Source organism: Actinokineospora sp. (assembly GCF_052390155.1).
Taxonomy (GTDB): Bacteria; Actinomycetota; Actinomycetes; order Mycobacteriales; family Pseudonocardiaceae; genus Actinokineospora.
This window is the reverse complement of record NZ_JBQTHF010000018.1, coordinates 144250-163273: the sequence shown is the minus strand read 5'-3', so window position 1 is coordinate 163273 and position 19024 is coordinate 144250. Positions and strand designations below refer to the sequence as shown.

22 protein-coding genes and 1 tRNA gene are annotated in these 19024 nt (G+C 72.0%); 18 read left to right on the top strand and 5 right to left on the bottom strand.

The genetic code is table 11. From position 1 onward, the window contains the following. Positions 1 to 62: 62 nt before the first annotated feature. From ACT4N7_RS07505 to ACT4N7_RS07475, 7 genes are all read left to right on the top strand, one after another. Positions 63 to 863: a biotin--[acetyl-CoA-carboxylase] ligase gene (locus ACT4N7_RS07505; protein WP_444827863.1), complete on the top strand. Its 801-nt coding sequence runs from the start codon at positions 63 to 65 to the stop codon at positions 861 to 863. Positions 864 to 946: 83 nt separating this feature from the next. Continuing rightward, positions 947 to 1537: a PH domain-containing protein gene (locus ACT4N7_RS07500; protein WP_444827862.1), complete on the top strand. Its 591-nt coding sequence runs from the start codon at positions 947 to 949 to the stop codon at positions 1535 to 1537. A gap of 3 nt (positions 1538 to 1540) precedes the next feature. Further along, on the top strand, positions 1541 to 2482 hold the full coding sequence (locus ACT4N7_RS07495) for a hydroxymethylglutaryl-CoA lyase (protein WP_444827861.1): 942 nt from the start codon (positions 1541 to 1543) through the stop codon (positions 2480 to 2482). A gap of 104 nt (positions 2483 to 2586) precedes the next feature. Further along, the gene (locus ACT4N7_RS07490) at positions 2587 to 3018 is read left to right on the top strand and encodes a YbaB/EbfC family nucleoid-associated protein (RefSeq protein ID WP_444827860.1); all 432 of its coding nucleotides are present in this window, start codon (positions 2587 to 2589) and stop codon (positions 3016 to 3018) included. Next, positions 3018 to 3332 (top strand): hypothetical protein, encoded by a 315-nt coding sequence (locus tag ACT4N7_RS07485; protein WP_444827859.1) that lies wholly within the window; start codon positions 3018 to 3020, stop codon positions 3330 to 3332. Before ACT4N7_RS07490 ends, ACT4N7_RS07485 begins: the two co-directional genes overlap by 1 nt. 9 nt (positions 3333 to 3341) lie before the next feature. Beyond that, positions 3342 to 5654 carry a glycohydrolase toxin TNT-related protein gene (locus ACT4N7_RS07480; RefSeq protein ID WP_444827858.1) on the top strand — a complete coding sequence of 771 codons (2313 nt, stop codon included), beginning with the start codon at positions 3342 to 3344 and terminating at the stop codon, positions 5652 to 5654. Continuing rightward, entirely contained in the window at positions 5651 to 5908 is a 258-nt protein-coding gene (locus tag ACT4N7_RS07475) for a hypothetical protein (protein WP_444827857.1), read from the top strand. The genes ACT4N7_RS07480 and ACT4N7_RS07475 overlap by 4 nt, the downstream gene beginning before the upstream one ends. On the opposite strand, the gene hisN is transcribed toward ACT4N7_RS07475, so the two are convergent. Further along, the gene (hisN, locus tag ACT4N7_RS07470; RefSeq protein ID WP_444827856.1) at positions 5896 to 6672 is read right to left on the bottom strand and encodes a histidinol-phosphatase; all 777 of its coding nucleotides are present in this window, start codon (positions 6670 to 6672) and stop codon (positions 5896 to 5898) included. The genes ACT4N7_RS07475 and hisN overlap by 13 nt on opposite strands. Positions 6673 to 6710: 38 nt before the next feature. Between hisN and ACT4N7_RS07465 the strand changes: the two genes are divergently transcribed. Both ACT4N7_RS07465 and ACT4N7_RS07460 read left to right on the top strand, forming a co-directional pair. Next, positions 6711 to 7379: a response regulator transcription factor gene (locus ACT4N7_RS07465; RefSeq protein ID WP_444827878.1), complete on the top strand. Its 669-nt coding sequence runs from the start codon at positions 6711 to 6713 to the stop codon at positions 7377 to 7379. 2 nt (positions 7380 to 7381) lie between these two features. Beyond that, complete coding sequence (locus tag ACT4N7_RS07460) at positions 7382 to 8671, top strand: sensor histidine kinase (protein ID WP_444827855.1); 1290 nt, start codon at positions 7382 to 7384, stop codon at positions 8669 to 8671. A gap of 6 nt (positions 8672 to 8677) precedes the next feature. Here ACT4N7_RS07460 and ACT4N7_RS07455 read toward each other — a convergent pair whose 3' ends face one another. The 3 genes from ACT4N7_RS07455 to ACT4N7_RS07445 form a co-directional block, all read right to left on the bottom strand. Then, positions 8678 to 9217, bottom strand: a complete 540-nt coding sequence (locus tag ACT4N7_RS07455) for a GtrA family protein (protein ID WP_444827854.1) — start codon at positions 9215 to 9217, stop codon at positions 8678 to 8680. 19 nt (positions 9218 to 9236) lie between these two features. Continuing rightward, on the bottom strand, positions 9237 to 9779 hold the full coding sequence (locus ACT4N7_RS07450; RefSeq protein WP_444827853.1) for a GtrA family protein: 543 nt from the start codon (positions 9777 to 9779) through the stop codon (positions 9237 to 9239). 311 nt (positions 9780 to 10090) lie between these two features. Further along, positions 10091 to 12298, bottom strand: coding sequence for a sigma-70 family RNA polymerase sigma factor (locus ACT4N7_RS07445; protein ID WP_444827852.1), 2208 nt, complete (start codon positions 12296 to 12298; stop codon positions 10091 to 10093). A 205-nt stretch (positions 12299 to 12503) separates the two neighbouring features. On the opposite strand from ACT4N7_RS07445, the gene ACT4N7_RS07440 reads away from it, so the two are divergent. The 9 genes from ACT4N7_RS07440 (at position 12504) to ACT4N7_RS07400 (ending at position 18914) form a co-directional block, all read left to right on the top strand. Then, entirely contained in the window at positions 12504 to 13331 is an 828-nt protein-coding gene (locus ACT4N7_RS07440; RefSeq protein WP_444827851.1) for a GGDEF domain-containing protein, read from the top strand. A gap of 24 nt (positions 13332 to 13355) precedes the next feature. Beyond that, positions 13356 to 14594, top strand: a complete 1239-nt coding sequence (locus ACT4N7_RS07435) for a glycosyltransferase 87 family protein (protein ID WP_444827850.1) — start codon at positions 13356 to 13358, stop codon at positions 14592 to 14594. Between the two features lie 12 nt (positions 14595 to 14606). Beyond that, on the top strand, positions 14607 to 15779 hold the full coding sequence (locus ACT4N7_RS07430; RefSeq protein ID WP_444827849.1) for a 5-(carboxyamino)imidazole ribonucleotide synthase: 1173 nt from the start codon (positions 14607 to 14609) through the stop codon (positions 15777 to 15779). Positions 15780 to 15956: 177 nt separating this feature from the next. Beyond that, positions 15957 to 16451 (top strand): 5-(carboxyamino)imidazole ribonucleotide mutase, encoded by a 495-nt coding sequence (purE, locus tag ACT4N7_RS07425; RefSeq protein ID WP_444827877.1) that lies wholly within the window; start codon positions 15957 to 15959, stop codon positions 16449 to 16451. Between the two features lie 97 nt (positions 16452 to 16548). Beyond that, a complete protein-coding gene (locus ACT4N7_RS07420; RefSeq protein WP_444827848.1) occupies positions 16549 to 16743 on the top strand; it encodes a hypothetical protein in 195 nt (64 codons plus the stop codon). Beyond that, positions 16727 to 17242 carry a DUF6879 family protein gene (locus ACT4N7_RS07415; protein WP_444827847.1) on the top strand — a complete coding sequence of 172 codons (516 nt, stop codon included), beginning with the start codon at positions 16727 to 16729 and terminating at the stop codon, positions 17240 to 17242. Before ACT4N7_RS07420 ends, ACT4N7_RS07415 begins: the two co-directional genes overlap by 17 nt. Continuing rightward, positions 17226 to 18083: a helix-turn-helix domain-containing protein gene (locus tag ACT4N7_RS07410; RefSeq protein WP_444827846.1), complete on the top strand. Its 858-nt coding sequence runs from the start codon at positions 17226 to 17228 to the stop codon at positions 18081 to 18083. Before ACT4N7_RS07415 ends, ACT4N7_RS07410 begins: the two co-directional genes overlap by 17 nt. Positions 18084 to 18216: 133 nt before the next feature. Then, a complete protein-coding gene (locus ACT4N7_RS07405) occupies positions 18217 to 18462 on the top strand; it encodes a DUF397 domain-containing protein (RefSeq protein ID WP_444827845.1) in 246 nt (81 codons plus the stop codon). A gap of 41 nt (positions 18463 to 18503) precedes the next feature. Further along, positions 18504 to 18914 carry a hypothetical protein gene (locus ACT4N7_RS07400; RefSeq protein ID WP_444827844.1) on the top strand — a complete coding sequence of 137 codons (411 nt, stop codon included), beginning with the start codon at positions 18504 to 18506 and terminating at the stop codon, positions 18912 to 18914. A gap of 12 nt (positions 18915 to 18926) precedes the next feature. Here the strand turns inward: ACT4N7_RS07400 and ACT4N7_RS07395 are convergent. Continuing rightward, positions 18927 to 19011: transfer RNA gene (locus ACT4N7_RS07395), tRNA-OTHER, on the bottom strand. Between the last annotated feature and the right edge of the window lie 13 nt (positions 19012 to 19024).

Genomic DNA, 19024 nt, shown 5'->3' with positions numbered 1-19024 from the left:
CGCGCGGAGTAGGCGTATGCCAGATCACCGCGGACCCACCGCCCGCGTCCTACGCTGTGTCCATGGTTGCTCTCGACGCCGAGGCGCTGCGTGCCGCGCTGGTCGGTCCCTACGCCGCGCTGGACGTGGTGGCGTCCACCGGTTCGACCAACGCCGACCTGCTCGCCGCCGCGGGCGCCGCCGACCGGACGGTGCTGATCGCCCAGGCGCAGACCGCGGGCCGGGGCAGGCGGGCCCGCGAGTGGGTGTCGCCGCCGGGGTTCGGGGTGTACCTCAGCGTGCTGCTGCGCCCGACCGGCGTCCCGACGGCCCGGTACGGCTCGCTGGCGCTGGTCGCGGGCGTCGCGCTGGTGCGCGCGGCCCGGCACGCCGGGGTCGTGGCCGCGCTCAAGTGGCCCAACGACCTGCTTGCCGGCGCGTCGATGGGCAAGTGCGCGGGCGTGCTCGCCGAGGTCTCGGGCGGCCAGGACCCGGCCGTCGTGGTTGGCATCGGGCTCAACGTGGGCCCGATGCCCGCCGACGTGCCGGTCGGCCCGGGCGGGCTGGCCGCGACCTCGTTCGCCAACGAGGGGGGCAACGGCGACCGGGCCGTGGCCGCGATCGCGCTGCTGCGCGCCTTCGACGACGCCGAGCGCTCGTGGCGCGGCGCCCGCGGCGACCTGGCCACCGCCGGGCTGCTCACGGAGTACCGGTCCAACTGCGCCACCATCGGCGCGCGAGTCCGGGTCGAACTGCCCGAGGGCCGAGACATCCAGGGCCTCGCGACCGATATCGACACTGACGGCCAACTCGTGGTCGACGCGGGCGGCACCGCCCGGACCGTCTCCGCGGGCGACGTCGTCCACCTGCGCGTGAACGGCTGAGCCGACTTCGTGAGTCGACGGGACCGCGAGGCCGCCGCGCCGGTACGGTAACCGCGTCATCAGTGCTGATCGGGAGGAACACCGTGGCATACCCCGAGGACCTGCTCAGCGACGGCGAGCGCGTCGTACTGCACAAGCACCCGCACTGGAAGATGCTGCTGCTGCCCTACCTCATCCTGCTGGTCACCCTCGGCGCGGGCATCTGGCTCGCGATCCTGGCGCAGGATCTGTCCTGGGCCACGGTGGCGTGGATCATCATCGGCGCGGTCGGGCTGATCCTGATCGTGTGGCTGTTCTTCGTGCCGTTCGTGCGGTGGCGCACCACGCACTTCATCGTCACCACCGACCGGGTGATGGCGCGCGAGGGCGTCATCAACCGCACCGGCATCGACATCCCGCTGTCGCGGATCAGCAGCGTGCGCTTCGAGCACGGCCTGATAGACCGGATCGTGGGCTGCGGCACGCTGATCGTGGAGTCCTCCGCGCAGGAGCCGCTGGAGTTCGACGACATCCCCAGGGTGGAGAAGGTGCACACGCTGCTCTACCGCGAGGTCAACGACAACCCGCACGACGACTTCCACCGCCCCGGCGCGCCGGGCTTCCCCCAGCAGCCGCAGACCCAGGCCTACCCGCAGGACTACCCCGAGCAGGGCGATCCGCGCGGTCGGCGCTGAGCCGTGGGCGCACGCGAGGTCGGCCTGCCGATGGCCGTGCCCGCGGGTGGGCTCCCGGACGCGGTGACGATCTGGGAGGTCGGCGCGCGGGACGGGCTGCAGAACGAGCGGGCGATCGTCCCGGTCGAGGTGAAGCTGGAGTTCCTCGGCAGGCTCGCCGACGCCGGGCTCACCACCCTGGAGGCGACCAGCTTCGTGCACCCGAAGTGGGTGCCGCAGCTCGCCGACGCCGAAGACCTGCTCGCCGGACTGTCCACAGTGGACGGTGTGCACTACCCGGTGCTGGTGCCCAACGAGCGCGGGCTCGACCGGGCGCTGGCCGCCGGGGTGCGGCACATCGCGATCTTCGGCAGCGCCACCGAGACCTTCGCCAAGAAGAACCTCAACCGCACCCTCGACGAGCAGTACGCGATGTTCGAGCCGGTCGTCGCGCGCGCCCGCGCCGAGGGTCTCGCCGTGCGCGCGTACGTGTCGATGTGTTTCGGCGACCCGTGGGAGGGCGCTGTCGAGCCGGGCCAGGTCGCCGCGGTCGGCAGGCGGCTGATGGCCCTGGGCTGCTCGCAGCTCTCACTCGGCGACACCATCGGGGTGGCCACGCCGGGCCAGGTCGAGGCCGTCATCGGCGCGGTCGCGGCGGCCGGGATCGGCGTGGACGCGGTCGCCGTGCACTTCCACGACACCTACGGCCAGGCCCTGGCCAACACGCTGGCCGCGCTGCGCCTGGGCGTCACCACGGTCGACTCGTCCGCGGGCGGCCTCGGCGGCTGCCCGTACGCCGAGTCCGCCACCGGGAACCTCGCCACCGAGGATCTGGTCTGGATGCTCGACGGCCTCGGCATCGAGACCGGGGTCGACCTCGACCGCCTCGCCGAGACCAGCGCCTGGATGTCCGAGCGGCTGGGCAGGCCGAGTCCGTCGCGGGTCGTGCGCGCGTTGCGGGGATAGCTGCCGAGGTTCACCCGGTCGGACGGAACCGGGCGCGCCGGGTGGCCGTCCAACGCGCGACCGGGCAGCATGCCGGTGCCGACGACTCAGCGGAGGTGGCCGTGGTGGCTGACCACCGAGCCCAAGTCGACGAACTGCTCGCGGACTACCGACGCGGCCGCGACCAGCTCGCCGGGGTGCACCGGGCGCTCGCGACGCTCAGCGGGTCGGCCACCAGCCCGTGCGGGCTGGTCACCGCCACGGTGTCCGCCCAGGGCGTCCTGACCGCCCTCACCATCGATGACGCCGCCTACCGCGTGCACCGCCCCGCCGAGCTGGCCGACGCAGTCGTGCGCACCACCGCCGTGGCCGCCGAGCGGGCGAGCCGAGCCGCGAGCGAGATCGTCGCGCCGATACTGCCCCCGGGTACCGACCCCGACGCGCTGCTGCGCGGCACCGCCGATCTCACGCCCGCCGAACTCGCGCCGCCCGCGGACCCGGACGAGAGCTTCGAAGACGTCACGTGGCTCGAACCCGGGCACCAGGGGAGGCAGTGATGGACGGTTTCCGCGCCGAGGTCGACCGGCTCGCCGAGCGGGCGGACGAGTTCGCCGGGCTGGCCGAGCAGGCCGACGCGATCCACCGCGACCTGGTCGACCGGCTCGGCGCCGCGGGTCCGTGCTGGGGTGCCGACGAGGTCGGCCAGAGCTTCTCCGCGACGCACACCGCGCCCGCCGACGAGACCGTGGGTTCCCTAGCCGCCCTGCCTGCCCTGATCGGCGACGTCGGCGGCCGGTTCGCCGACACCGCCCGCGGGTACGAGAGCGGCGAGCGGGACAACACGCGCCTCCTCGGCTCGTCGGACGCGTAGGGGGCCGGGATGGGGATCGAACTGCCCGCCGAACTGGTCGACGCCGCCGCCGCCGCGGGCGTCGCCTGGCCGGAGGCCGACGAGGACAAGCTGCGCGAGTCCGCCGCGGCCTGGCGGGACGCGGGCACCCGGATCACCACCCTCACCGCGGACGCCGACAGCGCCGCCCGCACCGCGCTCAACGCCATCGATGGCGATACCGCCGCCGCGGCGAACACCCACTGGTCGCGGTTCGTCCAGCCCGACACCGGCCACCTCACCGCCGCCGCGGGCGGCTGCACCGCCGCCGCGGACCGCCTCGACCACGCGGCCGAGCAGGTGGGCGCGGCCAAGGTCGAGATAGTCCGCAACCTCGTCGCCCTGGCCAAGAACACCGACGCGGCGGGCCAGGCCGCCGCCGCGGGCCACCCCAACGCCCTGTTGGGCCTGGACACGGCGATCCGCGGCACCGCGGTCAACGTCACGAACATCAAGGACACGCTGGTCAGCGCCGTCCAGCCCGGGGCGGGGGTCGACGTGTCGGCAGTCCGCCCGGTGGTGGCGGCCAACCCCGGCGACTTCCTCGGCGGTCTGCTGCCGGGAGGTTTGCCGCACGGCACGGCGAGTCCGGCGGTTCCGGTGGACGCGCTGCCGGGTGCGGGCGACTCTCGCGGCGGCCCACTGAACCTGATCGCCAACACCGTCCACGGCGTCGCCGACACAGCCACAGGCACCGTCCACGGCGTGGCCGACACGGTCGCCGGGGACGGGCCGCGCGGCAACCTCCTGACCAACACCGTGCAGGCGGCCACTGGCGCTGTCCAGGACATCACCGACACCGCGACAGGTGCAGGCCATGTGGTGCGCGACAGCGTCCACCAGGTTGTCGGCGGCGAACCGGCGCAGGTCGCCGAAGGGAACGCGGGCACCGGACCCATCCGCCTCCCCCTCGACGCCATCGCCGACCTGCCGACACCCCCCACGGGTATCCCGGCCGGCTACAGCCCGGCTCCGCAGGATGCCGTCCAGGCCGCCTCCGCGGCCGTCCTCGACGCTCCCGCTCCGACCCAGGCACCCGCACAAGGCGGCGTCCCTGTTCCGGCCCAACCAGCCGCACCCGGCGCGGCCCCATCTGCTCCCGCACCCGGCGCCGTCCCACCGGGCGTCCCGGCCGCGGCAGCCGCCGCCGTCCCAGGCCACCGGCCGCAGGCAGGCTCCCCAGCCGCGAACCGCCCCACCTTCGGCGACGCCGCTGCCCAACCCCCCGCCGAACAGCGCGGCAAACCCGCCGCCGCCACCTCCTCCGCGAGCGGCGGCCCCCCGAGCAGCGCACGGGCCGCAACCCCGCCGACCCCGGACGCCTTGGCCAACCCGAACCCCAATCCCGACGAAGCCGACGACCCCCCGACCAACCCGGCCCTCCCGAGACCAGACGGCCCCGATGCCTCGCTCAACCCCGCACTCCCCCAACCCGGACCCGATCGAGCGATCAACCCGGCCTTCCCGCAGCCGGGGAGCCCGGTCGATCCCGTGATCGGCCTGGTGCTCCCGCTCGGCGTACCGGCGGGTCCACAGGCATACGGCGTCCCCCACCATCTCCCGGCCCCAGCGGGCCCGGCGCCGCAGTCCGGTGGGCAATCGCTCCCCGCCGACCCACCGCGGCCCGCGGCCCGCGAGCGCGACACCGTCATGGCGCTGTTCCTGGTCCACATGTTCCCGATCGGCCACCTCCCGGTCGCCGCCTGCGCGCCCACCCGCCAACTCCCACAGCCGCCACCTGAACTCGACTACGCGGCGGGGCTGCGGTTCGCACCGGATGACCACCCGCAGTCCTGGCTGATCAACGCCACCGCCCGCACCGAGCAGACCGAGCCCGTCCACCCGGGGACCGGCAGCGCGCTCGCCGAGGGCCACGACCCACTCGGCGGGCAGCACGAGCGGGACTGGGACCGCCGGTTCCTGGTCCGCCCCGCCGACCCGGACACGCAGCTGCCGACCGAGTACGCCTGGCCGCCCGGCGAGCTGTACCCGGAGGGCGGCACTGCCCCGGGCGAGCCCGAGGTGCTGCGCACGGACGTCGTCCTCGATCGGTTCGGTACCGCCGACGGCCGCGTGTTCGCCGCGGACGGCACCCGGTTCGCCGCCCGGTCGCTCCCGCCCGCGCACCTCGACGCGGGCTACCACCGGTATCGGGTGCTGCGCCCGCTGCCCGTGTGGCGCGCGCTGTCGGCGCCCTGGTTCGCCCAGCCCGGCGGCGGTGAGCGCTATCGCACCACCCAGTCCGCGGCCGACCTGGTCGCGCTGGGCTACCTGACCGAGATCACCCCTGGAGCCGACCAGTGAACGCCGAGTCGATCATCGAGTGGCTGCGTGCCGTCGGGGTGCCAGCGGAGGTCGTCTCGATCGGGGTCGAGGCCGACAACACCTGGTGCCTGCTGTCCGACGCCGAGGGCTGGGAAGTCTTCTGGCGCGAGCAGGGCAACCGCTACGACTGGGCACGGTTCACCAGCGAGACGGTGGCCTGCCACTACCTGTTCGGCCGGATCACCTGGTCGCAGGTGGTGCGCGGGGTGGTCGGGGTGACTCAGCCGAGCTGAAGCAGGCCGAGCGCGGCGTCGTGCAGGTGTCCGTTGGACGTCAGCACCGAGCCGCCGTCGAACCGGGGGGCGCCGCGCAGGTCGCTGAACCGGCCGCCCGCCTCCTCGACCAGCACCTGGAGCGGGGCGACGTCCCACGGGTTCACGATGGCCTCGGCGGCGAGGTCGATGGCGCCCTCCGCGACCAGACAGTGCTGCCAGAAGTCGCCGAACGCGCGGTTCTCCCAGCAGGCGTCGACCAGCGACAGGTACGCGTCGCGGGAGTGGAACTCGACCCACGAGCCGAGGTGGGTGGTCGACAGGTAGGCGTCGCCCAGGTCGCGGACGCCGGACACGGCGATGCGCCGGGGCTCGCCGCCGTCACGACTCAGCCACGCCCCCTCGCCGCGTGCGGCCCACCAGCGCCTGCCCAACGCGGGTGCGCTCACCACGCCCACGGTCGGCGTGCCCGCTTCGACCAGCGCGATCAGCGTCGCCCACGCGGGCACGCCGCGCAGGAAGTTCTTGGTGCCGTCGATGGGATCGAGCACCCAGACCCGGCCCGAGCCGATGGTGCCGCCGCGCTCCTCGCCCGCGACCGCGTCGGCCGGGTGGGCCTCGGCGAGCAGGGCACGGACGGCGTCCTCGACGGCGGTGTCGGCGTCGGTGACCGGGGTCCGGTCGGGCTTGCGCTCGACCACCAGGTCGTGCGCCTGGTAGCGGGAACGGGTGATCTCGTCGGCCGCATCGGCGAGCCGCAGGGCGAAGGTCAGGTCGCGGGACACGCGGGCGATGGTGTCACGCCTACGCTGTGGTCGTGAGCGTGGTGTTGCTGGCTGAAGACGACACGGCGATAGCCGACCCGCTGTCCCGGGCGCTACACCGGGAGGGCTACGAGGTCGAGGTGGTCGGCGACGGCCACAGCGCGCTGGAACGGGCCTGCACCGGCCATCCCGACCTGCTCGTGCTCGATCTGGGGCTGCCCGGGCTGGACGGCCTGGACGTGTGTCGCAGGCTGCGCGCGGCGGGGCGCGGCATCCCGGTGCTGATGCTGACCGCGCGCGCCGACGAGGTGGATTTCGTCGTCGGGCTCGACGCGGGTGCCGACGACTACGTGGCCAAGCCGTTCCGGCTCGCGGAGCTACTGGCCCGCATCCGGGCGCTGTTGCGCCGCCAGGCCCCGGGCGCGATCGACGTCAACGGCGTCCGGGTGGACCCGGGCGCGCGCGTGGTCACCGTGGACGGCACGGAGATCACCCTGGCCAACAAGGAGTTCGAGCTGCTGCGGGTGCTGATCCAGCGCGCGGGCCAGGTCGTCACCCGCGAGGAGATCCTGTCCGAGGTGTGGAGCGACCCCGACCTCAAGACCAGCAAGACCCTCGACATGCACATGTCGTGGCTGCGCCGCAAGCTCGGCGAGGGCGGCCCCAAGTCGACCGAGCGGCGCATCGCCACCGTGCGCGGCGTCGGCTTCCGATTCAACGCCGAGTAGCCGTGCGCCGACGGATCCTGCTGGCCATCCTGCTCGCCGTCCTGGTGACGGCGTGCGCGCTGGGCATCCCGCTCGGCTACACCGCGCTGCGCGTCGTGGAAAGTCTGACCAGGGAGGATCTCGCGGGCCGCGCCCAGCAGATCGCGGCCACCCTGGACGACGAGATCGCCAACGGCAGGCGCATCGAGCTGGACACCGTGCTGCTCGCGGTGCCGCCGGGCGGCCGGTTGACCGTGATGCTGCCCGGGCAGGCCGACCGCACGCTCGGCCCGGACCAGGGCGACGACACCGTGTCCGAGGAGGTGCCGATCGTCCAGCAGGGCCGGGTCCGGCTGGACATCGACGCCGGGCCGATGCGGACCAGGCAGACCCAGGTGGCGGCGCTGGTGGCGTTGGTCGTGGTGCTCACGGTGGGGGTCGGCACGATCGTCGCCCGGGTCACCGCCCGGCGCCTCGCGCGGCCGCTGCGGCACGTCGCCGACCGCGCGACCCGGCTCGGCGCGGGCGACTTCCGGCTCGACCGGACCCGCTACGACCTGCAGGAACTCGACCTGGTGGCGGAGTCGCTGGACGCGTCGGCGACCGCGCTGGCACAGCTCGTCCAGCGCGAACGTGACCTCGTCGGCGACGTGTCCCACCAGCTCCGCAGCAGGCTCACCGCGTTGCAGCTCAGGTTGGAGGCGCTGACCGCCGTCCCGGACGAGGACACCGCCGCCGAGGCCCGCGAGGCCCTCGACCAGGCCGAACGCCTCGCCGACGTGCTCGACGAACTGCTCACCGCGGCCCGCGAGGCGCGCGCGGTCGACGCCGAACCGATCGACGTGGCCCGCGAACTCGCCGCCATCGCCGACGAGTGGCGCGACATGCTGCGCTCGGACGGCCGGTCGCTGCGGATGCGGCTGCCGACCGGCCTGGTCGCCCGGGTCACCCCCGCCCGGCTGCGCGAGGCCATCGGCGTGCTGCTCGACAACGCTCTGCGGCACGGCGCGGGCACCGTCACCCTCTCCGCGCGCGGCGGCGACCACGCGGGCGCGGACACGGTGGTGGTCGAGGTGACCGACAGCGGCGCGGGGGTGCCGGACGAGCTGGCGCCGCACATCTTTGAGCGCGGCGTGTCCGGGGCGGGGTCCACCGGTCTCGGCTTGGCCCTGGCCCGCGCCCTGGTCGACTCCGACGGCGGCAGGCTGGAGCTGTCCATCGCCCGCCCGGCGACGTTCACCGTGTTCTTGCCGGTCCCGAAGGCGGGCGACATCCCCGGCGTCCGCTGGCCGTCTGAGCGCTCACCGCGCTAGCTTGAGCTAGGAGTGGCCGAGTTCTTCCTCGGCGGAGTCCTCGTCGAGGTGCCGTCTGCGGCCGAGTTCGTCGGGGAAGACCCATTTGCGGAAGCCCCAGAATCGGAAGAACATCGCGAGCAGCATGCCGATGATCGAGCCGCTGGCGAAGTCGGCGATCTCCTGGACCAGCAGGCTCACGTGCGGGACTTCGAGGTCGAGCACGTAGCGGGAGATGTACGGCGGGATCAGGTTGATCACCACGCCGCCGCCGCTGATCAGGAAGAACAGCGCGGCCTCGTGGTGGCGCTCGCGGCCGCCGCGGGTGCGGAAGGACCACTCGCGGTTGAGGATGTAGGACACGATCGTCGCGATGATCACCGCGATGGCCTTCGCCGTGATCGGCTTGCTCTCCAGGACGGTGAACTTCAACAGGAACCAGATCCCGTTGTCGATCACGAACGTGGTGCCGCCCACGATGGCGAACTTGAGCAGTTCCCGGTGTTTGATCAACACCGCGCGCAGCGGCCCCGGGACCCGGGCCAGCACGGACTCGACGACGGTCACGGCCGCAGTCTACGGGCGGTCACGCGGCGCGTTCGTCCGCAACCGGTTCGGTCACGGACCGCAGCGGCCGGACGCGGACATCGGCCTGGGGGAACACCCACTTCTTGAAGCCCCACCAGCGGAACACCGTGCCGAGCAGGGTGCCCAGGATGATCCCGAAGCCGAAGTCGGCGACCTCCTGGGTGACCAGGCTGACCTCGGGCACCTGCAGGTGCAGGAAGTACCGCGAGACGTAGAGCGGCAGCGAGTTCAACCCCACCGCGACCCCGCTGATCAGGAAGAACAGCGCCGCCTCATGCGGGCGCTCCCGGCCGCCGCGGGTGCGGAAGGACCACTCGCGGTTGAGGATGTACGACAGGATCGTGGCGATGGTGACCGCGATGGCCAGCGCCGTGACCGGGTGCTCGGTGAGGATCGTCAGCTTGAGCGCGTAGTTCACCGTCATGGTGAACACGAAGCTGAGGCTGCCGACCACGGCGAACTTCACCAGCTCGCGGTGTCTGAGCAGCCGCGCCCGCAGCGGTGCGGGAACACGGGTGAGCACCGACTCCACGAAGGCCATGGCGGCGGAGTCTATCCGCGCTGATCACCACCAGTGACCGCAACCCGCCAAACGGGTCAGCCGCGCACCCGATTGCCGAGCCGGTCCGTCGGCGGCGCCGGCCGCGCAGGCGGCCGCCGATACCGCCGACCGGCGGCCAAAAGGGCCACCGACAGCACGCAGACCACTCCACCATTTTCCAAGCCCCAGCAGTACCCAAACCCCCACCCATCCACCGGGGGATCGGCCCTGCGCCAGTCTATCGGTGGTGGCGGGAAAAGCCAGGGTGCGGCAAAACCTGTGGATGGGTGGCGCGGATGTGGACAAGTGGGTCAGCAGGGTAGGTCCCAGCGTTTGGTGCCGCCGCGGTCCTTGCCGGAGCAGATCGGGGTCGGTTGCGTGCCCGGTTCCGTGCTCGGCGGCGCGGTCGGCGGGACGGTGGACGTCGGCAGCGGAACCGGTCGGGCAGTGGTCGTCGTGGTGGTGGTTGGCTTGGTGGGCGGTGGTTTCACCGCCGTCGACGGCACGGGTGGCGGGGAGGTCGGCACCTCCGGCGCCAGCCCCGGCCACCACAGCCCGGGCCACCACGGCACCTTCACCGACGCGGAGTCCACCGCCGTCCCCAGCGCCACGGTGACGGTGACCTTGCGCGTCCCGAGCCCGGGCGACCAGTGGTAGCTCCGGCCGACCAGGAACACCACGTCCACGCGCGTGCCCGGCGCGACGGGTGCGGTGGTGCGGCAGCTCACCGCAGTCGCGCTCGCCGTGCAGGACACTGGCGCGGTCGAGTACAGCAGGGTGCCGCCGACGTCGGTGGTGACCGTGATCGGCTTGGTGCTCGTGCCGGTGTTGATCGTCTGCGCGAGCACCCGCACATCCCGTGGCCACGGCAGCAGCCTGCGGAACCAGTCGCCCGGGTCGGTGACAGCCAGCACGTCTACACCGTCCACGGTCGGCGGTGGGAGCACTTTGACCGGCAGCGAGACGCGGACGCTGATCGTCGTGCCCGCGCTCACCGTCCCGGTGATCTGGCCGCCGCCCGCGCCGGGGCTCGCGACGAGCCGGAACAGCAGGGTGGCGGAGTCACCTGGGCGCAGGCCGTCGGTGGTGGCGCAGGTGACAGTGCCCGTTCCGCCGGGACAGAACACGGTGCCGGTCTGCGCGCGCCCGTTGAGCCGCAGCATCGGCTCCCCCGCGAGCCTGGTCGGGCCCGCGGGCACCGCGCTGACCCCGGGGGGCAACGCGAGGGCCGCGCTGACCGGCTGCGACACGCTGCTGCCGGTGTTGCGCACGGTGATGGGCAGGTCGGCCGGGCCGCCGCCGGGGATCAGGGCCACCGGAGTCGCCGGGCCGTCGGCGGACAGGGCGGGTGGACCGGGGGTCGGCGTCGGCTCCGGCGCGGGTGGCGGCTGGGGCGGCTCCGGCACCGGCCGCGGCTCGGTGACGCTCGGCGCGGGGGGTTCCGGGGCCGCGGGCGCGGGCGGCGCGGGCGGCGGCGCTTGGGGGGCGGGCGGCGCGGGCGCCTGGGACGTGGGCACGGGCGCGGCGGCGGCCGGGATCTGCTGGCCGGACGGCGACGACGCCAGGCCGACCGCGACAGCCGCGGCCAGCGCGACGCCGGACGCGGCGACGCCGAGGAACTGCCGGGGGGCGCCCGCGAGCGCACCCGCCGCGCCACCGGTGCTCGCGGCGGCGGCCGTGGCGACGACGGCCGTGGTGCCCGCGGCGGCCTTGGCGGCGGCGAGGTAGCCGGCAGTGGCGCCCAAACCGAGCACCAGCGGCGCGACGACGGCACGCAGTCCGCCGTTGATGTCGGCCAGTTCCGCGGCGAGCGCGCGACACCGTTCGCAGTCGTCGAGGTGGGCTTCGACCTGCGCGGTCTCCCGCTTGGACAGCCCGCCGCGCACCCACGCGCCGAGCCGGTCGGCGGTGGAGCGGCAGCGGTCGGCGGTGGACTCGGCTAGGTGGACCTGCAGATACGCCTGACGCAGACCCTCGCGGGCGCGGTAGGCGAGGGCGGACACGCCGTTCGGGCTCAGCCCCAGCAGCGGCGCCACCTGCGCGGGCGACTGGCCCTCGATCTCGGTGTGCCACAGCACGGCCTGCCAGCGCTCGGGCAGCAGCGCGAACGCCCGCGCGGCCAGCGTGCGCTCCAGCCCGGCCACGGCGGTGTCGGCGAACGGCACGCTCACCGCGTCCGGGTTGACGCCGCGGACCTGGCTGACGTCGTCGGACAGCTCGACTTTGCGGTCGCGCCGGGTCTTGTCGTACGCGGTGTGCCGCAGCGCGGTGAGCAGGTAGGCGCGGAACGCCGAGTCCGGGCCGCGGCCCTGGCGCAGCGTGTCGAGGACCTTGGCGAACGCCTCGGAGACCAGGTCGTCGGCCTCGGCAGGCGAGCGGGTGAGCTGGCGCGCCAGGTTGCGGGCGGCGCCGACGTGTCGTTCGTAGAGCGGCCCGTAGGACGCGACGGTGCCGGACCGCACGGACTCGATCAGCTCGGCGTCACTCGGGCCGTCGATATCAGCCGGAACGGTCGACACGGTCCTCCCTCGGGTCCGCGCGACCCCTCGGCCGGGGCTCCCGACCTGACCTCGACGCCGCGCTGCGCGACCAAGTGTGACCGATGCTCACCCGCCCGTCATCTCGTCACCCGGTCAGCGCGGACACGGATTCACCCGAAGCGGCGTCACAGGGCGGGGCCCACCCCGTTCCTCACTCGGGCAACCGGCGAAGGGACGCGTAGCTGTGGCGGTACGAGAGGTGGGGGCGCGGGGCCACCGCGGTGGCGCTGACCGGGCGCTGCGCGTGCTGCGGGCCCGCTGGCGCACCGCGAGCATCGCGGCGGGCTGGCGGTTCCCCAGCGACTGGGGGCTGCCCGAGGTCGATGACGTCTGCGTGTCCGTCGTCGGCGGCGCGGATCTGCTCACCGCGCTCTCCGGGCTGGCCCGGGCCAGGGCGCGGGCGGGCGCGGGCCTGGACGAGACGCTGGCCGACCTGGCCGCGCTGCACGCCGTGCTCACCACGCCGACCGAGATCGGCGGCCTGGTCTCGGCCGACCCGGACGCCACGCCCGCGAAGCTGCTCCGGGTCACCGCGGTGGCCTGGGCGGACACCGCGATGGGCGAGGTGCGCGCCGCCGAGACCGTGGAGACGCTGACCGGGCTCGCCACCGGGGAGTACCTGCGGGTGCGCCTCGGCGAGGTCTACCGGCGGGCGGTCCGCGACGGGTACTGCCCGTCCGACCGGTTCGTGCTGCTGGTCGTCAGCGTCGATCTGTCCCGGGTCGCGGGCTGGCCGCGGCTGATGGCGATGGTGCTGGTCGCCGACGTGCTGCGGCAGGTGTTCGACGGCGGCGAGAGCGTTGCCGTGCTCGGCCCGTCCGTCGCGGTGGTGCTCGCCGAGCGCGAGGGCGGCCTGGCCGAGCGGGCGGCCGACGCGCGCGGGCTGATCGCCGACCGGCTCGCCGTGGACCCGGAGTTGCGCAGCGCGCGGCGCCCGGAGGTGCGGGTCGAGCGGCTGCCGGTGACCGAGGCCGCCGCGCTGCGGCTCGTGCATGGGGTGAGCCGGGCCTGAGCGGGCGCATGGTTTGCTGTCGGGGTGACTGAGCACGCCTTGGCGCCCGCGCGCACCCGGTCGCCGCGCGAGCTGCCGGTGCTGTTGTTCTTTCCGGCGGTATGCGTGGTCGCGGGTGTCGTCGGCTGGCTGCTGGGCTGGCACCTCGGGGTGGACAACGCGGTCTACCGCTCGGGCGCGGTCGCGCTGCTGCACGGCGAACCGCTCTACGACAACCTGTTCCTCAGCGCCGAGCCGTCCTGGGCGCGGCTCCCGTTCACCTACCCGCCCACGGCGGCGCTGCTGTTCGTGCCGCTGGCGATGGTGCCGACCCAGGTCGCGTGGGGGCTGCTCGGCGCGGTGTCCATTGTGGCCATGACGCTGGTGATCAGGGTGTGCGTCGCCGCGCTGCCCGACCGTCCACAGTGGATGACTCCGACCCGCGTCGCGGTGCTCGGCGTCGTGCTGCTGGGCATAGAACCGGTGTGGCGCACGGTTTTCCTCGGTCAGATCAACCTGATCCTGATGGCCTTCGTCGTCGTGGACGTGCTCGTGATCGGCGCCGCGCACGGTCGCGCGCGCCGCTTCGGCGGGGTGCTGATCGGCGTGGCGGCCGCGGTGAAGCTCACCCCGCTGATCTTCGTCGCGCATCTGCTGGTCACCGGCCGCCGCGCGGACGCCGCGCGCGCGATCGGCACGTTCCTCGTGTTGCAGGGCTTGATGTTCCTGCTCATCCGGCACGATGTGGTGCAGTTCTGGGGGCACGCCGTGCAGGACCCGCAGCGCATCGGGCCGATCTTCTGGGCGGGCAACCAGTCGATCAACGGCCTGGTGCTGCGGTTCACCGACAACGCCGACTGGTCGCTGCGGGTGGCGCTGCCGATCGGGGCGCTGCTGGCGATCCCGTGCGTGCTGTGGGTGCGGCGGCTGCACCTGGCCGGGCGCGCGCTGCCCGCGCTGCTGGTCACCGCGTTCCTCGGGCTACTGGTGAGCCCGGTGTCGTGGTCGCACCACTGGGTGTGGGCGGTGCCGCTGGTCGTGTTCCTGCTGTCGCGCCTGCCCGACCCGCTGCCCGCCGACCGCCGCGCCCGCTGGGTCGCGTTCGCGGGGGTGGGGTCGGTCGTGCTCGTGTTCGCGAGCTGCGTGCTGCTCGCGATGCGCAACGGCAGAGCCGTCGAGTTCGAGTGGAATCCGCTGGAGTACGTGATCGGCAGCGCCTACCTGCTGGTGCCGCTGGTCGCCGGAACGATAGTGCTGGTCAGGCACCTCCGGCGGGCTGAGTAGAGTCCCCTGCTCGTGGACGCACGAACCGGTTTCCCCGTGGTCGGGATGGTGGGCGGCGGGCAGCTCGCCCGGATGACGCACCAGGCCGCGGTCGCGCTAGGACAGTCGCTGCACGTCCTCGCGGTGTCGGCCGACGAGCCCGCGCCGCTGGTGTCGCCGAATGTGACCCTGGGCCACCACACCGATCTCGACGCGCTGCGCGCCTTCGCCGCAGGCTGCGATGTGCTGACCTTCGACCACGAGCACGTGCCCACCGAGCACCTGCGCGCCCTGGTCGCCGAGGGCGTCGCCGTGCACCCCGGGCCGGACGCGCTCGTGCACGCCCAGGACAAGCTGGTCATGCGGCACAAACTCGCCGGGCTCGGGCTGCCGATCCCGGAGTTCGCCGAGGTCACCGAGGTCGCGGACGTGCTGAAGTTCGGCTTCCCCTGCGTCCTCAAGGCAGCCCGCGGCGGCTATGACGGCCGCGGCGTGTGGATGCTCGACTCGGCGGCCGATGCGGAGTCCGCCGTGCCCGACCTGCTGGCCGCGGGCACCCCGCTGCTGGTGGAGCAGAGGGTCGACATGCGCCGCGAGCTGGCCGCGCTGGTCGCCCGCTCCCCCTTCGGCCAGGGCGCGTGCTGGCCGCTGGTCGAGACCGTCCAGCGCGCCGGGATCTGCGTCGAGGTGCTGGCGCCCGCGCCCGACCTGGCGCCGGAGCGCGCCGAAGCCGCCCAGGAGCTGGCGCTGCGCGTCGCGAACGCCCTGGGGGTGGTCGGCGTGCTGGCTGTGGAGCTGTTCGAGACCGAGGACGGTGTGGTGGTCAACGAGCTGGCGATGCGTCCGCACAACTCGGGCCACTGGACCATCGAGGGCGCGCGGACCTCGCAGTTCGAGCAACACCTGCGCGCGGTGCTCGACTACCCGCTCGGCGCGACCGACCCGGTGGCGCCCGCGGTCGTGATGGCCAACGTCCTCGGCGCGCCGGTCGCCCCGCAGATGGGTCCAGACGAGCGCCTGCACCACCTGTTCGCCCGCTTCCGCGACGCGCATGTGCACCTCTACGGCAAGCAGGAGCGCCCGGGTCGCAAGATCGGCCACGTGACGCTGCTTGGCGCGTCGATGGCCGATGTGCGCCCCCGCGCCGCCCTGGCCGCCCACTGGCTCTCCCACGGCGAATGGCTCGATGGGTACGACATCCACTAGGGCCTGTTTAAGGTGTGGGGTGCGTGAGAGTCGTGATCGAGGTGGTTCCTGGCGGTGCGGACGGATCGTCTCTCATACCGGGTTGTATTTGGGCGATTCGTCCGTGCCGTCAGGGGCCGCCTCGGCGCGGCTATCGCGTGCGCCACATCTTAAACGGGCCCTAGGAGCGACGTGACTGTGTCAACACCCTCGGTCGGCGTGATCATGGGCAGCGACTCCGACTGGCCCGTGCTGCGCCTCGCCGCCGAGGCCCTCGCCGAATTCGACGTGGCGCACGAGGTCAGCGTGATCTCCGCGCACCGCACCCCCCAACGCATGCTCGACTACGCCCGCGGGGCGGCCGACCGCGGCCTGCGCGTGATCATCGCGGGCGCGGGCGGCGCGGCCCACCTGCCGGGCATGGTCGCGTCGGCCACGGTGCTGCCGGTCATCGGCGTGCCGGTGGCCCTGAAACACCTCGACGGCCTGGACTCCCTGCTGTCGATCGTCCAGATGCCCGCTGGGGTTCCAGTGGCCACGGTGTCGGTCGACGGGGCGCGGAACGCGGGCCTGCTGGCCGTGCGCATCCTCGCGGCGTCGGACCCGGGGCTGCGGACCCGGATGGCGACTTTCCAAGCGGAGTTGGAGTCGCTGGTACTGGCAAAGGACGCCGCACTGCGCGCATCCCTCTGATTTATGCGACTACGTGACTGGCCACCGGTCTCGATTGTCCTGGATGCCAACCCTGCGTAGCGTCTCGACTACAGGTTCGCCCGAGGAGGACGCGGCAATGAAACTGACCCAACTGGCGGGTGGATGCGAACTGGAGCACTGCCCAGCCATACATGTGTCCGATCGGGAAACGCTGGTGTTCCAAGGCGACGCGGTCCACCGCGCGGATGGGTTACACCTTGGCAACGGCGAGCAAGCAGTGGAACTGCCGATCGATCTCGTCAGGGAAGCCGTCCGTGTCCTCGGCTGGTGACGGCTTCGGTGACCTGTTCCGAAACTTCGCGCGGTCGGCGTTTCGGCTGGAGACGCGCCAAGTCTACCGAATCGTGCGCGAGCAGGCCCGCATCGCCCGCTTTCTTGCGGGTGAACCAAAACCGGAGGCCGACGAAGCGCAGGCGGCTTGGCACAGCCTGGTGCGCACCAATATCGCGTGCGGCAAGTCGATGCAAAGAGTGCGCCTCATCCGTCGGCCGATGACGGAATACGTGCGATACGGCCTGTCGTGGTCGATCCCGGCCAACATCGAGGCGGGTGAGAGCTATCGAATCCTGGACGTCACCGAACGAACACCCGACCTCCCGAATCAGGATTTCTGGATGTTCGACGACTCCACCGTTCTCCTGCTCCACTATCACGACGACGGCTCATTTCTCGGCCGCACTCTGGCGGAGCCGAACGAGATCGAGCGGTATGTCCAGTGGAGCACCATCGCGGTGAAGGAGTCCGTACCATTCGGTGAGTATCGAGCCTGACCGCCAGGACGCGGAGCGATCCGAACTCGCTCAGACGCTCCGGGAGTTGCGCAAGGCGGCTGGCCTTTCCGGGGAGAGGTTGGCCGTCCGGTGCGCCATGAGTCAAGCGAAGATCAGCCGGATCGAGACCGGGCGGACGCTACCCACTGTCATCGATGTCGAACGCATTCTGACCGCATTGGAGGTTCCCCCCGACATCGCGACGAGCCTTGTCTCACTGGCACGTCGGGCTAATGTCGACTACACCTCATCGCGCGCCTACGCGCGGATCGGACTGTGGCGACGACAGGAGGAGTTGAATGCCCTTGGAAAATCCGCATCGGTTGTGCGCTACTTCCTTCCGGCAATTCCGACTGGACTACTCCAAGCCCGTGCGTATGCGCGTCGCGTACTCACGCCAATAGTCGCCGGTAGGCCGTCGTACGATGTCGAACGGATTCTCGAAACACGCCTCGCCGGTCAGGCCATTCTGGACGACCGCTCCCGGCGCTTTTCGTTCTTGCTGACTGAACAGGCGGTGCGGTGGAAGCGGGCGCCTGCGCCGGTGATGGTTGAGCAGCTACAACACATGGCCGAGATCTCGGCGAGGCCCAATGTCGAACTGGCCGTCCTTCCCCAATCGGTGGAAGTGTCTGCCTCGCCCTTGAACATCTTCGTCATATACGACGAGCGACTGGTGACCGTCGAGACATTCTCCGGCGGCATCAGTCTGCGCGATCCGCTGGAGATCGCCTACCACCGCAATCTGTTCGACTACTTTCTCGGCCGCGCACTCACAGATTCGGCGGCACGCGCGTTCCTGCACGGTGTCGCTGCCGAGTTCATGCGGAATGGCGACTGAATACCGCGCACCACAACGGTTTGCCTTACTGTCGAGTCATGTCCGTTGCCGGCTTGCCCATCCTTTCGACGGCAGCAAGCCCGTTCCAGACCGGCAATGGCTACAGACACTCGCTTAACTGGAGGAGCACATCGTGAGCCTGTACGACGAGAAACTGACTGAGCTGAGTTGGACCAAGCCCTGTGGCGGCAACACGGGCGACCAGACATCCGGCGATGGCAACGAGGAATCCTGCGTGGAGTTCGCGCTGGTCCCTGGCAGCGCCGGGACTGTGGTCCTGCGCGACTCGAAGAACCACTCGGCGGGCGAGTTGCGTTTCACCGCAGCCGAGATCCGCGCCTTCGTCGCCGACAGGTCAGCGGAATACGGCATCTCGTAGCGACGAATACCACCCGGGGTCGTCGTGGGTCTGGAGGATTCATGCACTGGCATGGCTACGTGTGGCAGGGCGATGGCAAGGACGTGTTGCCCTCGGACGCAACCAAGCGGTCCAACCACCCGATGTTCGCGGGTGCGGGCCAACTGCCCTATGTCGTCAACCATACATTGATGAAACCTCGATCATTCGTCAAAGGCACCTGGCTGAAGGTAAACCCGGCCGCGCAATGGTTGGTGAATGAACACGCCCAACTTCCGCCGAAGATGTACCCCGTGCCGGACTGGGCTTCCACACCCGAGGAGCGGGCACTTGACGCTGTGGAACGACTCAAGAGTGGTCGTAGTGTGGTGTGGAGTTTCTGGTTGAACGGCGCACGCTATGTGGACATGCGGGTTGTCTGCTGTTCACCGACCGACTTCAATGACGACATTCCCTGCCCAACCGGAGTGTAGCCGCGTTGCTGGTGGCGGAGAGGGCAGGATTCGAACCTGCGCGGGCCGAGGCCCTTCCTGAAACAGGAACCCGTTAAACCACTCCGGGCACCTCTCCTTGGCTTGCTGGA

What these genes read in the sequence shown, in the direction of transcription:
- ACT4N7_RS07420 (WP_444827848.1), top strand. Translation starts at nt 16,549, where the DNA reads ATGAAACTGACCCAACTGGCGGGTGGATGCGAACTGGAGCACTGCCCA.
- ACT4N7_RS07450 (WP_444827853.1), bottom strand. Translation starts at nt 9,779, where the DNA reads ATGGCCTTCGTGGAGTCGGTGCTCACCCGTGTTCCCGCACCGCTGCGG.
- ACT4N7_RS07480 (WP_444827858.1), top strand. Translation starts at nt 3,342, where the DNA reads ATGGGGATCGAACTGCCCGCCGAACTGGTCGACGCCGCCGCCGCCGCG.
- ACT4N7_RS07505 (WP_444827863.1), top strand. Translation starts at nt 63, where the DNA reads ATGGTTGCTCTCGACGCCGAGGCGCTGCGTGCCGCGCTGGTCGGTCCC.
- ACT4N7_RS07400 (WP_444827844.1), top strand. Translation starts at nt 18,504, where the DNA reads ATGCACTGGCATGGCTACGTGTGGCAGGGCGATGGCAAGGACGTGTTG.
- ACT4N7_RS07485 (WP_444827859.1), top strand. Translation starts at nt 3,018, where the DNA reads ATGGACGGTTTCCGCGCCGAGGTCGACCGGCTCGCCGAGCGGGCGGAC.